General features: G+C 67.6%; 13 protein-coding genes. 7 read left to right on the top strand and 6 right to left on the bottom strand.

The window, feature by feature from the left end:
• The first annotated feature begins 8 nt into the window (after positions 1-8).
• The gene (locus AC1DVI_RS06315) at positions 9-881 is read left to right on the top strand and encodes a branched-chain amino acid aminotransferase (RefSeq protein WP_476957203.1); all 873 of its coding nucleotides are present in this window, start codon (positions 9-11) and stop codon (positions 879-881) included.
• Between the two features lie 132 nt (positions 882-1,013).
• Here AC1DVI_RS06315 and AC1DVI_RS06310 read toward each other — a convergent pair whose 3' ends face one another.
• Both AC1DVI_RS06310 and AC1DVI_RS06305 read right to left on the bottom strand, forming a co-directional pair.
• Positions 1,014-1,358 carry a helix-turn-helix domain-containing protein gene (locus tag AC1DVI_RS06310; protein WP_476957202.1) on the bottom strand — a complete coding sequence of 115 codons (345 nt, stop codon included), beginning with the start codon at positions 1,356-1,358 and terminating at the stop codon, positions 1,014-1,016.
• Positions 1,328-1,708 carry a type II toxin-antitoxin system RelE/ParE family toxin gene (locus AC1DVI_RS06305; RefSeq protein WP_476957201.1) on the bottom strand — a complete coding sequence of 127 codons (381 nt, stop codon included), beginning with the start codon at positions 1,706-1,708 and terminating at the stop codon, positions 1,328-1,330. The genes AC1DVI_RS06310 and AC1DVI_RS06305 overlap by 31 nt, the downstream gene beginning before the upstream one ends.
• A gap of 271 nt (positions 1,709-1,979) precedes the next feature.
• Here AC1DVI_RS06305 and uvrB point away from each other — a divergent pair, with 271 nt between their 5' ends.
• From uvrB to spbR, 3 genes are all read left to right on the top strand, one after another.
• Entirely contained in the window at positions 1,980-4,118 is a 2,139-nt protein-coding gene (gene uvrB / locus AC1DVI_RS06300) for an excinuclease ABC subunit UvrB (protein ID WP_237905770.1), read from the top strand.
• Between the two features lie 99 nt (positions 4,119-4,217).
• Positions 4,218-4,496 (top strand): neuropeptide-like protein 29, encoded by a 279-nt coding sequence (locus tag AC1DVI_RS06295; RefSeq protein WP_476957200.1) that lies wholly within the window; start codon positions 4,218-4,220, stop codon positions 4,494-4,496.
• A 149-nt stretch (positions 4,497-4,645) separates the two neighbouring features.
• The gene (spbR, locus tag AC1DVI_RS06290; RefSeq protein WP_476957199.1) at positions 4,646-5,761 is read left to right on the top strand and encodes a SpbR family protein; all 1,116 of its coding nucleotides are present in this window, start codon (positions 4,646-4,648) and stop codon (positions 5,759-5,761) included.
• 417 nt (positions 5,762-6,178) lie between these two features.
• Here spbR and AC1DVI_RS06285 read toward each other — a convergent pair whose 3' ends face one another.
• The 3 genes from AC1DVI_RS06285 to AC1DVI_RS06275 all read right to left on the bottom strand — a co-directional run bounded on the left by AC1DVI_RS06285 (position 6,179) and on the right by AC1DVI_RS06275 (position 9,628).
• A complete protein-coding gene (locus tag AC1DVI_RS06285; RefSeq protein ID WP_476957198.1) occupies positions 6,179-7,426 on the bottom strand; it encodes an ATP-binding response regulator in 1,248 nt (415 codons plus the stop codon).
• A 200-nt stretch (positions 7,427-7,626) separates the two neighbouring features.
• Positions 7,627-8,076 carry a DNA polymerase III subunit chi gene (locus AC1DVI_RS06280; RefSeq protein WP_476957197.1) on the bottom strand — a complete coding sequence of 150 codons (450 nt, stop codon included), beginning with the start codon at positions 8,074-8,076 and terminating at the stop codon, positions 7,627-7,629.
• A gap of 49 nt (positions 8,077-8,125) precedes the next feature.
• Positions 8,126-9,628 (bottom strand): leucyl aminopeptidase, encoded by a 1,503-nt coding sequence (locus AC1DVI_RS06275; protein ID WP_476957196.1) that lies wholly within the window; start codon positions 9,626-9,628, stop codon positions 8,126-8,128.
• Between the two features lie 226 nt (positions 9,629-9,854).
• Here AC1DVI_RS06275 and lptG point away from each other — a divergent pair, with 226 nt between their 5' ends.
• The 3 genes from lptG (at position 9,855) to pdxA (ending at position 13,559) form a co-directional block, all read left to right on the top strand.
• Complete coding sequence (lptG, locus tag AC1DVI_RS06270) at positions 9,855-10,949, top strand: LPS export ABC transporter permease LptG (protein ID WP_476957195.1); 1,095 nt, start codon at positions 9,855-9,857, stop codon at positions 10,947-10,949.
• Positions 10,950-11,088: 139 nt separating this feature from the next.
• The gene (locus AC1DVI_RS06265) at positions 11,089-12,534 is read left to right on the top strand and encodes a peptidylprolyl isomerase (protein WP_476957194.1); all 1,446 of its coding nucleotides are present in this window, start codon (positions 11,089-11,091) and stop codon (positions 12,532-12,534) included.
• Positions 12,534-13,559 carry a 4-hydroxythreonine-4-phosphate dehydrogenase PdxA gene (pdxA, locus tag AC1DVI_RS06260; RefSeq protein WP_476957193.1) on the top strand — a complete coding sequence of 342 codons (1,026 nt, stop codon included), beginning with the start codon at positions 12,534-12,536 and terminating at the stop codon, positions 13,557-13,559. Before AC1DVI_RS06265 ends, pdxA begins: the two co-directional genes overlap by 1 nt.
• 3 nt (positions 13,560-13,562) lie before the next feature.
• Here the strand turns inward: pdxA and AC1DVI_RS06255 are convergent, their stop codons facing one another.
• On the bottom strand, positions 13,563-13,685 hold the full coding sequence (locus AC1DVI_RS06255) for a hypothetical protein (RefSeq protein WP_476957192.1): 123 nt from the start codon (positions 13,683-13,685) through the stop codon (positions 13,563-13,565).
• Positions 13,686-13,733: the final 48 nt, after the last annotated feature.

Raw genomic sequence — 13,733 nt, 5'->3', positions numbered from 1 at the left:
GAGCCGCCATGTCCATCCTTCCCTTCGACGATCGCGACGGCGTGATCTGGTACGACGGCGCGCTGGTGCCGTGGCGCGACGCGAATTTGCACGTCCTGTCGCACGGCCTGCATTACGCGAGCTGCGTGTTCGAAGGCGAGCGCGTCTACAACGGTACGGTGTTCAAGCTGACCGAGCACAGCGAGCGTCTGGCCGCCTCGGCCCGCATCCTGGGCTTCGAGCTTCCTTACTCGGTGGCGGAGATCGACGCGGCGACCAACGAGACGGTGAAGGCGATGGGCTTCACCGACGCCTATGTCCGCCCGGTGGCGTGGCGGGGCAGCGAGATGATGGGCGTGGCGGCGCAGGCCAGCCGCATTCACGTCGCCATCGCCGTCTGGCAGTGGCCGAGCTACTTCAGCCCCGAGGCGAAGATGGCCGGCATCAAGCTGACCTGGGCGCCCTGGCGCCGCCCGGCCCCGGACACCGCCCCCACCGCGTCGAAGGCGGCCGGTCTCTACATGATCTGCACGCTGTCCAAGCACGCGGCGGAGGCCGAGGGTTATCAGGACGCCCTGATGCTCGACTACCGCGGCTATCTGGCCGAGGCGACCGGGGCGAACCTGTTCCTGGTGATGGACGGCAAGATCCACACGCCGAAGCCCGACTGCTTCCTGGACGGCATCACCCGCCGCACGGTGATCGACCTCGCCAAGGCCCGCGGCATTGAGGTGATCGAGCGCCACATCCAACCGGACGAGTTGGCGAACACCCAGGAGGTCTTCCTGACCGGCACCGCCGCGGAGGTGACCCCGGTCGGCCAGATCGGCGAGCACCGCTTCACGCCGGGCCGCGTCTGCGAGACGCTGGTGAAGGACTACGACGCGCTGGTGCGCGGGTAAGGGGCACGCCCTTTTTTTCCCTCCCCTGCGCAGCTCTCGCGCAAACCAAAGGTTTGCGCTGACGCGGCAGGCGGACCATAGGTCCGCCGAGCGCGGGGGAGGGCCAGGGAGGGGGCAAGCATTGTAAGGCGCTTATCGCTCCATCACCACAACGCGTGCATGATCCCGCGAGTCCGGTTTCGGGCGGACCGTGATCTCGACATCACGGCCAAGCGCCACCAGTCCGCGCACCAACCGCTCGATCGAAAAGCCCGTCAGCTTCCCGCGAATCAGTGCGGATACTTTGGGCTGATCCAGACCCATCCGCTCCGCAGCCTGTTTCTGCGTCAGGTCCAAGTCGCGGATGGCGAGCGCAATCTGTCCCGCCAGCCGTGCCTTCGCCATGGTTTCCTCGGCATCCGCCAAGCCCAGGTCGGCAAAGACGTTGCCGCCTCCCTCGACGAGCGTCAGCTTGGCTTTGTCTTTCCTGTCTTCCATTGCGCGTACAACTCCTCTGCCACCTTCAACCGCTGACGGATCAGGTCGATCTCGTGGGCTGGTGTGGCAATTCCTCGTTTGGACTTCTTCTGGAAGGCATGAAGCACGATCACGGCGTCCTCGAAGCGAACCGTATAGACGGCCCGGTAGGCATCTCCGCGATGATCTTCCACGACCTCCAGCACCGACGCTCCACCGAAGCCATGCAAAGGCTTGGCTTGCTCATGCTTCAGTCCAACTTGTGCCAAGTGGACAGCGAAGCCGATTGTTCTTTTGACGGCGTCAGGAAATCCCAGGAGATCAGCCTTGGCGCCGGAGACCCACAAAACAGCCCTTTCCTCTGATGGCATTTCTTGTTCCTTGCACTTTATCGGTTAGAGAAATCGCTTTGACCGTGGGCATGAAGGGTTCCTTCCGCAGGAGTTTTTTTTCTAATCTCTGCTTTTGCAGATTGCTTGTAGTGATATATGCCAGAACAAGCATGCCGTCAATGCCAAAAATGGCATTGGCAATGTGGAGGGGACGCGCAGCAGACTCCGGACAAGCCCACGCTCGACAGCGGGGGTGGGGTGGGCCATATACTCGGTTCCCGTTCCGTACCCCTGGCGCGAGCGCACCCGCATGTCCCATCCCGTCCTGACCGCCCTCCCGCAGAAGTCCCTGCCCAAGCTGGAGGCGGGCAAGAAGTTCGAACTGGTGTCGGAGTTCAAGCCTTCCGGCGACCAGCCGCGCGCCATCGGGGAGTTGACCGAGGGACTGCGCGCCGGTGAGAAGGATCAGGTGCTGCTCGGCGTCACGGGGTCCGGCAAGACCTTCACCATGGCGCACGTCATCCAGCACGTCCAGCGCCCCACCCTGGTGCTCGCCCCGAACAAGACACTGGCGGCGCAGCTCTATGGCGAGATGAAGTCCTTCTTCCCGAACAACGCGGTGGAATACTTCGTCTCCTACTACGACTACTACCAGCCGGAAGCCTATGTGCCGCGCACCGACACCTTCATCGAGAAGGAGTCTTCGATCAATGAGCAGATCGACCGGATGCGCCACTCGGCGACGCGGGCGCTGCTGGAGCGGGACGACGTCATCATCGTGGCGTCGGTGTCCTGCATCTACGGCATCGGCTCGGTCGAGACCTATTCGGAGATGACCGTCGATCTGCGCAAGGGCCAGGTGGTCGCCCAGCCCGACCTGCTGCGCAAGCTGACCGAGCTTCAGTACAAGCGCAACGACGCGGCCTTCGGGCGCGGCCTGTTCCGGGTGCGCGGCGACACGGTGGAGCTGTTCCCCGCCCACATGGAGGACCGCGCCTGGCGCATCTCGCTGTTCGGCGACGAGATCGAGGGCATCCACGAGATCGATCCGCTGACCGGTGAGAAGATCGCCTCGCTGGAGGCCGTGCGCATCTATCCCAACAGCCACTATGTGACGCCCAAGCCGACGCTCAATCAGGCCATCGAGCAGATCAAGCGCGAGCTGAAGCTCCGGCTTGAGGAGTTCAACGCCCAGGGCAAGCTGCTGGAGGCGCAGCGGCTGGAGCAGCGCACGACCTTCGACATCGAGATGATGGCGGCCACCGGCGCCTGCGCCGGCATCGAGAACTACTCCCGCTACCTGACCGGTCGCGCGGCGGGCGAGCCGCCGCCGACGCTGTTCGAGTATCTGCCGGGCGACGCGCTGCTGATCGTGGACGAGAGCCACGTCATGGTGCCGCAGATCGGCGGCATGTACCGCGGCGACCGCATGCGGAAGGAAACGCTGTCGGAATACGGCTTCCGCCTGCCCAGCGCCATGGACAACCGCCCGCTGAAGTTCGAGGAGTGGGAGGGCATGCGCCCGCAGACGGTCTTCGTCTCGGCCACCCCCGGCCCGTGGGAGATGGAGCGCACCGGCGGCGTCTTCGCCGAGCAGGTGGTCCGCCCAACCGGCCTGATCGACCCGGAGGTGATCATCCGCCCCACCGAGACGCAGGTGGACGACCTGATCCACGAGTGCAAGGAGGTGGTGGCGAAGGGCAACCGCGTGCTGGTCACCACGCTCACCAAGAAGATGGCCGAGGCGCTGACCGAATACATGCACGAGGCGGGGCTGCGCGTGCGCTACATCCACTCCGACGTGGAGACGCTGGAGCGCATCGAGATCATCCGCGACCTGCGGCTCGGCGCCTACGACGTGCTGGTCGGCATCAACCTGCTGCGCGAGGGGCTGGATATTCCCGAATGCTCGCTGGTCGCCATTCTCGACGCCGACAAGGAGGGCTATCTGCGCTCCAAGACCTCGCTGATCCAGACCATCGGCCGCGCCGCCCGCAACATCGAGGGGCGGGCGATCCTCTACGCCGACAGGATCACCGGCAGCATGCAGTACGCCATCGACGAGACGGCGCGCCGCCGCGAGAGGCAGCGGGCGTACAACCTGGAGCACGGCATCACGCCGGAATCCGTGAAGAAGGCCATCGGCGACATCCTGGAGAGCGTGTACGAGCGCGGCGACCACGTCACCGTGAAGACCGGCCTGAACGCGTCGGAACTGGTCGGCCACAATTTGAAGTCCGTGATGGCCGATATGGAGAAGCGCATGAAGGCCGCTGCCGCCGACCTGGAGTTCGAGGAGGCCGCCCGCCTGCGCGACGAACTCCGCCGCTTGGAGGCGATGGACCTCGGGCTGGAGCAGCCGGGCAGCATCGGCATCAGTTCCGCCCGCCAGGGCCGCGGCATTCCCGAGGGCGCTCCGAAGAAGCAGGGACGCCGGGGACGGCGCTGACCGGGAGGCGCCACCTGCGGAATAATATCCCCGTCGCAGGCGTTCATCCTGTCAGCACGGCCCGCCCGTCGGGCCGCGACCCCTGGCACAGGAACGCCAATGACGACGCTCCGCTCGCTGTCCCTTCTGTCCTTCGCCGCCCTTCTGCTGTCCGGCTGCTACGTCGCCGCCGGGACACCCGGACCCGTCTATGGCTATGGACACCGTTCCTATGGGTACGGCTATTACGAGCGCCCGCTGTACCGCCATTACGGGCCGCCGCCCGTGGTGTATGGCCGCCCCTACTACGGCGGCTACTATGGGGGGCATCGCGGTGGTCACCATGGCGGCCCCCGTCACCATCAACGGCACGGCGGGCACCGGCATGGCGGCTGGTGAGAAGCGGCCGGGACCTGCCCGTCGTCGGAAATCGTCATTAACAAAGGCTCAATGCTTTGGTCCGATCATGACCTGAATACATTCGCTCCCGCTGATGCACGAATCCGAGGCGCGGGGGGCGACGCAGGGCAGGAAAGGGTCAGGGACCCATGAGCGACCAACTCACCAAGGACGACGTGTCCCGGCTGCTGTCGGACCCGTCGCCGAACAGCCGCTCCGAACTGGCGGTCAAGGTTGCCAGGCAATTCTCCGCGGCCACCTTGACGGACGGCGAACGCCGGCTCGCCGAGGACATCATCCGCTTCATGGCGCGCGACGCGGTGGTGCGCGTGCGCCAGTCGCTGGCCGAGAATCTGAAGGCCAACCCGGCGCTGCCGCGCGACGTCGCGCTGATGCTGGCGCGCGACGTGGAGGCCGTGGCGATTCCGGTGCTCAGCGTCTCCACGGTGCTGACCGATGCCGACCTCGTCGAGCTGGTGCGAACCGGCACCGACGCCAAGCACACCGCCATCGCGCAGCGCCCGGCCCTGTCGGCCAGCGTCGCCGACGCGCTGATCGACACCGCGTCGGAAGGGGCGGTGGCGGTCCTGGTCGCCAACGAAAGCGCGGATCTCGGCGAGCGCACGCTCGGCCGGGTCATCGAGCGCTTCGCCGACAGCGAAACCGTGCAGGAACCGCTGGTCCAGCGCGCCCGCCTGCCGATCACGATCGCCGAACGGCTGGTCGCCGTGGTCTCGGAAAAGCTCCAGCAGCATCTGGTGACCAACCACGACCTTCCGGCCAAGGTCGCCGCCGACCTGATCCTGCAAAGCCGCGAACGCGCCACCGTCGCCCTCTTCTCCGGGGAAAGCGATGAGGGCGCGCTGGAACGGCTGGTCGCGCAACTGTCGCGCAGCGGCCGGCTGACGCCGTCGCTGCTGGTGCGGGCGCTGTGCATGGGCGACAGCGCCTTTTTCGAGACGGCCCTGTCCCATCTGGCCAACGTGCCGCTGACCAACGCCCGCCTGCTGATCCACGACGCCGGACGGCTGGGTCTGAAATCCATCTACGACAAGGCGAAGCAGCCGCCGGCCCTGCTGCCGGCCTGCCGGATCGCCTTGGACGTGCTGAAGGAAACCCCTTACGACGGCGAGGCGCACGACATCGAGCGCCACCGCCGCCGGGTGATCGAGCGCATCCTGACCCAGTATGAGGATCTGGCGGCCGAGGACCTGGACTATCTGCTCGACAAGCTGGGCGACCTCATGCGTGTGGAAGCGGAATAACGCCGAGGGCTGCGAAAATTGCCCAACGCGCCGTTTGCGGTTGTTGCTTCAAGCAGCCCCGGTAACCGTTCATTTGCCATGGCTTTGCGGTGATCTGATCATCCGGGCGCGATCACCTTGGGTGGCCCATTCCGTGGTGCCATCTCGCGGTGTCCGCTGTTCCTAACCTTTGCTTCCGGCCGGCGTCGCTGGACGCCGTGAATTTCCTTCTGGCGGACGTGCGTGGGGCGCTCGGCCCCTATCTCACCGTTTTCCCGGTGACCCAGCAGCGTTGGAGCCAGTTGGAGGTCGGGTTGGTGACCAGTTTGGCCGGCCCGTTCCGTCGACGCCGAACCGGGACCTTTGGAGCAACCCAGCCTCGCCGAGTAGACTTGACGAAGCCGATCACCCGATCCGGTCGGGATTGGTCAGGTGCCGCTACCCCGCCCGCGATTCCTTCAGGCCCGCGATGGGTGGGGCCGTCAGACGTGTGACGGGAAGGAGAATGGTCACGGTCGTGCCCCGCCCCGGCGCGCTGTCCAACTCCACACTGCCGCCATGCAATTCGGCGAAGCGGCGGACGATGGGCAGGCCGAGCCCGATCCCCTCATGCTGGCGCACGAGCGAGCATTCGCCCTGGATGAACGGGCTGAAGACGTGATCAACGATGTCCGGTGGGACGCCGGGGCCGTCGTCGGCGACGGCGATGGCGACCATCCCGCCCTGCAGGGCGATCCGCAGCGAGACCCGCCCGCCCCGGTGACCGAACTTCACCGCGTTGTCCAGCAGATGGACGATCATCTCCGCCAAGCGGCGCCGGTCGGCGCGCAGCGTGACGGGCGGTCCGGGCTGAAGCGTGATGGTCTGTGACTTGGCCTGCGCCTTGGCGCCGAGAAGATCGATGCAGTGCATCAGCAGGCCCGGCAGCTCGATGGTCGATTCGGCGAGGTCGATGCCGCCGGAGCCGCGGGTGAAGTCCAGGATGTTGTTGACCATGCCGAGCAGCGCCTTGCCGCTCTCCTCGATCAGCCGGACATAGTCCAGATAGTCGCGGTGGCCGAGCGGCCCATTGGCCTCGCTGGACAGCACCTCGGCAAAGCCGATGATGGCGTTCAACGGAGTCCGCAACTCGTGACTGGTCACCGAGAGGAAGTCGAGCTTGGCCCGGTCGGCTTGGCGGGCGGCCTCCAGGGCGGCGCTGAGTTCCGCCGTGCGCTCCGACACGCGGCGTTCCAGCCCGCGGTTCTGCTCGGCCGCGCGCTGGTAGAGCTTGCGGATCTCCAGCACGCTGCGCACGCGGTGCAGCAGCTCCCAGGCGATGAAGGGTTTGGTGAGGAAGTCGTTGGCGCCCAACTCCAGCGAACGCCGCCGCGTCTCCTGGTCGGTGTGGGCGGTCAGCACCAGGATGGGCACGTAATCGTCGCCGTAGAGGACGTTGATCCGCTCCATCAGATCGAAACCGCTCATGTGCGGCATACGGATGTCGATCAGCAGAAGGTCGAAGCGCTGGGCCTCGCAGAGCGCGGGAACCTGGCGGGGATCGGTTTCCCCCCGCACGGCGGTGTAGCCTTCGTGGGTCAGGATGTCGCGCACCAAAGCGACGTTCGACGCGTTGTCGTCGACGATCAGGATGGCGGCATCCTTGACCTCCCGCGCCAGGGTCGGGTCGAGAGCGCTGCGGGTCATGACGGTGCCGTCAACGCCCGTTGGACGCGCTTGTGCATACTGACCTCCACCTGTGCGCCGTCCCGCGGAATTTTACGGGTTTTAGATTAACCTTGTGCACAGGAGGCGCGTCAAGACCGGTGGGGACAAATAAATGCAATATTGTGTCGCGTTAGCGGTATCACCCGCAGGATTCTTTAAAACCTACGACGACTGTAGGTTTAGGCGCGTTTTTCCCAACCGCCGCGGTCGTTTTGTTGCCAGTAGGTGAGGGAATGCCCGGCGGCCTTGCAGACTTTCCAACGGTCGCGCGCGGCCAACACCGCGTCCCCGTCGTTGCCGTCGAACAGGTCGCAGACGAGGTCGAAGGAGCCCATCGCGTCGCTGGTCACCCCGTCCACCAGAACCAGGACGGTGGCCCCGTTGGGGTTCTCCTCCTCGGCGGTCAGCCAGACCGGCTGTTCGGCGGCGAAGCCGTCGCGGGCGGCACCGTGCGGCAGGAAGGAGGAGGGGTCGTAGGTCCACAAATGCTGATTGAGCGCGTCCACCCGCTCCGGCGAGCCGGCCAGGACGACGGCGCGCCAGTTTCGCTCCAGAACCTTCTCCAGGATCTTCGGCAACGCCTGTTCGAGCGTGCGCCGCTGGAGGTGATAGAAACGGACCTCGGTCATGGCCTCATTGTCGAGATGGCCCTCTCCCCGGAGGGGAGAGGGCTAAACCTTACTTGCTCTCGTGGTAGTTCGCCACGAAGCGGTCGAGCAGGCGGACACCGAAGGCGGTGCCGCCCTTTGGGACAGTGGCCGTGTCCTTCTTCGACCAGGCGACGCCGGCGATGTCGATGTGCGCCCAGGGCAGGTCCTCGACGAAGCGCTTCAGGAACTGCGCGCCGACGATGCTGCCGGCGCCGCGGCCCGACCCGACGTTCTTCATGTCGGCGATGTCGGAGTTGATGTCCTTGTCGTAGGCGTCGCCCATCGGCAGGCGCCACAGCGGCTCGCCCACCGATTTGCCGGCGGCCAGCAGGTTCTCGGCCAGCCAGTCGTCGTTTGCGAACAGGCCGGCGTGCTCATGCCCCAGCGCGATGATGACCGCACCGGTCAGCGTGGCGAGGTCCACCAGCAGGCGCGGCTTGAAGGTCTCCTGCGCGTAGGTCAGGCAATCGGCCAGGACGAGGCGGCCTTCGGCGTCGGTGTTGATCACCTCGATGGTCTGGCCGGACAGCGAGGTCACCACGTCGCCGGGCCGCTGCGCGGTGCCGGAGGGCATGTTCTCGACCAGGCCGACGATGCCGACGGCGTTGACCTTGGCCTTGCGAGCGGCGAGCGCGCGCATGGTGCCGATGACCACCGCGGCGCCGCCCATGTCCCACTTCATGTCCTCCATCCCGGCGGCGGGCTTGATGGAGATGCCGCCGGTGTCGAAGGTCACGCCCTTGCCGATGAAGGCCAGCGGGCGGCGGTCCTCGGCGTCGGGGGCGCCGTCCCAGCGCATCACGACGACGCGCGGCTCGAAGGCGCTGCCCTGGGCGACGCCGATCAGCGCGCCCATGCCGAGCTTCCTCAGCTTCTTGAGGTCCAGCACCTCGACCTGCAGACCGACGTCGGTCAGGTCCCGGCAGCGGTCGGCGAGGCTTTCCGGATTCAGGACGTTGGCCGGCTCCGACACCAGATCGCGGGTGTAGGCGACGGACTCGGCCAGCGGCTCCAGGCGGCCATAGGCGCGCTTGGCGGCGTCCGGCTCGGCGGTCAGGACGATGATCTTCCTGAGGGAGGGCTTGGCCTCCTTCTTCTCGGTCGTCCGGTACTTGTCGAACCGGTAGGAGCGGAGCTGCGCGCCGAAGGCCAGCTCCGCCGCCGCGGCGTCGGGAGCCACGGTGCCGCCGTCCGGCAGGTCCAGCAGGACGGAAACCTCCGTCTCGCCGGACTTGTCCAAGGCGGCGACGATGGCGCCGCCGACGGCCTGGAGGGTGGCCTCGGACAGATCCTCGCCCTTGCCGGTGCCGACGAGAAGGACGCGGTCGAACTCGACCCCGGCGGGGGCGAGGATGGCCAGCGTCTCCTCCTTCTTGCCGGTGAAGCGGCTGGCCTTCATGGCGCGGGACAGCGTGCCGCCCGTCTTCTGGTCGAGATCCCGCCCCGCGGCGCCGAGCGCGCGATCGGTGGCGACGGTGACGGCGACGGTGCCGGACTTGGGCAGCGCGGGCTTCGCAAAGGCGAACTTCATCGGCTCCTCTCGGGCTCCTCTCGACTGGAACGGCCGGCGCGCGGGCGCCGGGGCGGGTGGGATCGATCCGCAACCACCCTGGGATAAAGACCTTCCCGTGCGCCCTGTCAAGGCGCGGACCGGTTGTTTCCCGCGCCCGTCCGCAGTACATAGCCCCGGCACGCCGTGACGGAAGCCCCCGGCGCGGCGCGTACCGCCCGTCGATCGGCCGGGGAGGCCGGAGCCCATGTATTCATCCGCTACGCTGTCGCGCTACATCGGGCGCCAGTTCGTCATCTGGTTTCTGCTGCTGCTCGGCATCCTGCTGTCGATCATCCTCCTGCTCGACGTCGTGGAGCTGTTGCGCCGCGCCGGGACCAAGCCGGACATCACCTTCTGGCTGGTCCTGCGCATGGCCCTGCTGAAGCTGCCGGAGATCGGCCAGCAGATCTTTCCCTTCGTGATCCTGTTCAGCGGCATGTTCACCTTCTGGCGGCTGACGCGCAGTGCGGAGCTGGTGGTGGCCCGTGCGGTCGGCGTGTCGGCGTGGCAGTTCCTGACCCCGGTGCTGATCGCCGTGCTGATGATCGGCGCGGTGAAGGTGACGATGATCAACCCGGTCGGTGCCGTCTTCATCGCCAAGTACAACCAGCTCCAGGACCGCTATCTGAAACTGAAGTCGAGCAGCTTCGACGTCTCGCGCAGCGGCCTCTGGCTGCGCCAGCAGGAGGCGGGGGAGCAGTACTTCATCCACGCCGACGGGGTGAACCCGCTGTCCTTCGAGATGAGCCAAGTGATCGTCCTGCGCTTCGACAGCAACATGACCTACATCGGCCGGGTGGACGCGCCGCGGGCCGTGCTGCGCGACCGGAAGTGGGAATTGCAGGACGCCACGATCAACCTCGGCAAGAAGGAATCGGAGACGGTCCCGACCTACGTCATCCCGACGGAGCTGAACCGGACCACCATCGAGGAGAGCTTCGCCTCGCCGGAGACGATCTCCTTCTGGGACCTGCCGCAGTTCATCCGCACGCTGGAGGCTACCGGTTTCCCCGCGGTCCGGCACCGGCTGCATTACCAGTCGCTGCTGTCGCAGCCCTTGCTCTACGTGGCGATGGTGCTGTTCGCCGCGGCCTTCTCGCTGCGGCTGCCGCGGCGCGGCGGCACCATGACGATGGTGTCCGGCGGCGTTCTGACCGGATTCGTGCTGTTCGTGATGACCGACGTGATCCGCACCTTCGGCATCTCCGAAACCATCCCGCTGGCCATGGCGGCCTGGAGCCCGGCCTGCGTCAGCGTGCTGCTGGGCACCGCGGTGCTGCTGCATCTGGAAGACGGCTGACGCGGGATCCCGAGTAGGGGCGACGCCGGCCGCCCGGTCTTTGGACACAATTCCGTTCCAGGATGCGGCCCACGATTCCGTTTACACGCGCTCGGGGGGGCCGTATTAAACGGCAACCACCTCTGGAGTCTGGAGCACCATGCAGAGTTTGCGAGCCGTCCGGTCTGCCTTCGCCGTGGCGACCGCCTGCGCCCTTCTTGCCGCCGGCGCGCCGGCCGCGGCCCAGACGCGGGCTCCCAACGCTCCGAACAGCCCAGCGGCGGCAACGCAAGGCCCCGCGGAACGCATCGCCGCCGTCGTCAACGACGAGGTCATCTCGCTGTCCGACGTGCACGCGCGGATCCGCCTCGCTCTGCTGAACGCCGGTGCCCAGGACAGCGCGGAGACTCGCCAGCGCCTGACTCCGCAGGTGCTCCGCCAGCTGATCGATGAGCGGCTCCAGCTCCAGGAGGCCAAGCGGCTGGGCGTCTCGGTCCCGTCGAAGGAGATCGACGAGGCGATCGGGCGCATCGCCGAACAGAACCGCATGGGCCGCCCGCAGCTCGAAGCCATGCTGAAGACCCAGAACGTTCCGCTTTCCACCTTGCGCGAGCAGGTGCGGGCGCTGCTGTCCTGGCAGCGCGTGATGCAGCGTCGCATCCGGCAGGAGGTGGTGATCGGCGACGAGGAGATCGACGCCGTGATGCAGCGCATCAAGGCCAACATCGGCAAGCCGGAATATCTGGTGGCCGAGATCTTCCTGGCCGTCGACAGCCCCGACCAGGACGAGGAGGTGCGGCGCAACGCCGAACGGCTGGTCGAGGAGGTGCGCCGCGGCGGCAACTTCGCCGCGCTGGCCCGCCAGTTCTCGCAGTCCGCCGGCGCCGCCTCGGGCGGCGACATGGGCTGGGTGCGCACGGGTGAGCTGAACGCGGAGCTGGACAAGACGCTGTCCACCATGCGCGCCGGTCAACTCTCGTCCCCGGTCCGCACGGCGACCGGCTATCACGTCCTGCTGGTGCGCGACCAGCGCCCCTTCGGCAGCACCGCCTCCACCGCCCCGCCGCCGGCCCCGCCGCCGCGCCCGCGGCCCCAGCCGAAGCCCGATCTGGCCAAGGCCAAGGTCAACATGAAGCAGATCGTCATTCCGGCCCCCTCGAAGGAGGAGCTGAAGGCGGTCCAGGCCCAGGCGGAGAAGCTGCGCAAGTCGATCAAGAGCTGCACCGACTTCGACGAGAAGGCGCGTGCCATGGGCATTCCGGAGTCGGGCGACATGGGCACGCTGCGGGTCAAGGACCTCGCGCCGGGCCTCCAGCAACTCGCCGTCGGCATCCCGCTCGGCCAGCCCAGCCCGGTGCTGATGAGCCCGGGCGGCGCCGTCATCCTGATCGTCTGCAAGCGCGACGTGCCGATGATCGAGCCGCCGCCGGAAGCCGAGCCGCAGCCAGTGGCCACCCCGGCCCCGCCGCCGATCGATCCCAAGGACATCAAGATGCCGCCGCGCGAGGAGATCGAGCGCGACCTGATCAACGAGCGCGCCGACCTGCTGGCCCGCCGCTACCTGCGCGACCTGCGCCGCACCGCCTTCGTGGAGATCCGCAACTGATGACCGAATCCGGCGTCCGGCCGCCGCTCGCCCTGACCATGGGCGAGCCGGCGGGGATCGGCGGGGAGATCGCTCTAAAGGCCTGGGCGGCCCGCGCGGACGGCGCGGKGCCGCCCTTCGTCCTTCTGGACGATCCCGCCCGCCTGGAGGCGCTCGCCGCCCGGCTCGGCCTGCCGGTCCCGGTGAGGGCGGTCGGCAGCATGGGCGAGGGTGCCGCGCTGTTCGGCGCGGCCTTGCCGGTGCTGCCGCAGCCGCTGGCGGCGCCGGTGACGCCGGGCCGACCCGACCCGGCCAACGGAGCGGCGGTGATCGCCAGCATCGACCGGGCGGTCGAACTGGTCCGCTGGGGGGAGGCGTCGGCGGTCGTCACCAACCCGATCCAGAAGTCGGCGCTCTACGCCGCCGGCTTCCGCCATCCCGGGCACACGGAGTATCTCGCCCATCTGGCCGGTCTGGCCGCTGGTTTGACGGGCGAGCCGGTGATGATGCTGGCCGCGCAGGACCTGCGCGTTGTGCCGGTGACCATCCATGTCTCCGTCCGCGACGCCGTGCCGCTGGTGACGCGGGAGGCGATCCGCCACGCCGGGCGGGTCACCGCGGCGGCGCTGGCCCGCGACTTCGGCATCGCCCGGCCCCGGCTGGCCGTCGCTGCCCTGAACCCCCACGCGGGGGAGGGCGGCGCCATGGGACGCGAGGAGATCGACGTCATCGCCCCGGCGATCGCCGACCTGCGGGCGGAGGGAATCGACGCGGTGGGGCCGCGGCCCGCCGACACGCTGTTCCACGCGGCGGCGCGGCGCGGCTATGACGCGGCGCTGTGCATGTACCACGATCAGGCGCTGATCCCGCTGAAGACCATCGACTTCGACACCGGGGTCAACATCACGCTGGGTCTGCCCTTCGTCCGCACCTCGCCGGACCATGGGACGGCGCTGGACATCGCCGGCACGGGCAAGGCCGGCGCGTCGAGCCTGATCGCCGCCCTGACGACGGCGGAGGCCATGGCCGCCCGCCGCCGCGCGTAAGCGTCAGAGGCGGACCGAGCTGCTGGAGAAGCGGCTGGCCGAGCTGTGGTCGATGGAGGTCAGCGCGATCGACGCGCCGACGGCGATGACGATGGCGGCGGCGAAGCCGAGCAGCATGGCTTTCATGGGGGCGCTCCTGGAGCCTGGCTTTGGTTGTGGTTTCGGCGCAAACAC

The sequence above is a fragment of the Azospirillum sp. P4_B5 genome (genome assembly GCF_056402275.1).
This window is presented reverse-complemented; position numbering and strand designations above follow the sequence as displayed.

Excerpts from the sequence above, each read along its gene's own strand:
- AC1DVI_RS06275 (WP_476957196.1), bottom strand. The coding sequence starts at position 9,628 with ATGAAGTTCGCCTTTGCGAAGCCCGCGCTGCCCAAGTCCGGCACCGTC.
- AC1DVI_RS06305 (WP_476957201.1), bottom strand. The coding sequence starts at position 1,708 with ATGCCATCAGAGGAAAGGGCTGTTTTGTGGGTCTCCGGCGCCAAGGCT.
- AC1DVI_RS06265 (WP_476957194.1), top strand. The coding sequence starts at position 11,089 with ATGCAGAGTTTGCGAGCCGTCCGGTCTGCCTTCGCCGTGGCGACCGCC.
- AC1DVI_RS06295 (WP_476957200.1), top strand. The coding sequence starts at position 4,218 with ATGACGACGCTCCGCTCGCTGTCCCTTCTGTCCTTCGCCGCCCTTCTG.
- lptG (WP_476957195.1), top strand. The coding sequence starts at position 9,855 with ATGTATTCATCCGCTACGCTGTCGCGCTACATCGGGCGCCAGTTCGTC.
- AC1DVI_RS06310 (WP_476957202.1), bottom strand. The coding sequence starts at position 1,358 with ATGGAAGACAGGAAAGACAAAGCCAAGCTGACGCTCGTCGAGGGAGGC.
- AC1DVI_RS06280 (WP_476957197.1), bottom strand. The coding sequence starts at position 8,076 with ATGACCGAGGTCCGTTTCTATCACCTCCAGCGGCGCACGCTCGAACAG.
- AC1DVI_RS06255 (WP_476957192.1), bottom strand. The coding sequence starts at position 13,685 with ATGAAAGCCATGCTGCTCGGCTTCGCCGCCGCCATCGTCATCGCCGTC.
- spbR (WP_476957199.1), top strand. The coding sequence starts at position 4,646 with ATGAGCGACCAACTCACCAAGGACGACGTGTCCCGGCTGCTGTCGGAC.
- AC1DVI_RS06315 (WP_476957203.1), top strand. The coding sequence starts at position 9 with ATGTCCATCCTTCCCTTCGACGATCGCGACGGCGTGATCTGGTACGAC.
- uvrB (WP_237905770.1), top strand. The coding sequence starts at position 1,980 with ATGTCCCATCCCGTCCTGACCGCCCTCCCGCAGAAGTCCCTGCCCAAG.
- AC1DVI_RS06285 (WP_476957198.1), bottom strand. The coding sequence starts at position 7,426 with ATGACCCGCAGCGCTCTCGACCCGACCCTGGCGCGGGAGGTCAAGGAT.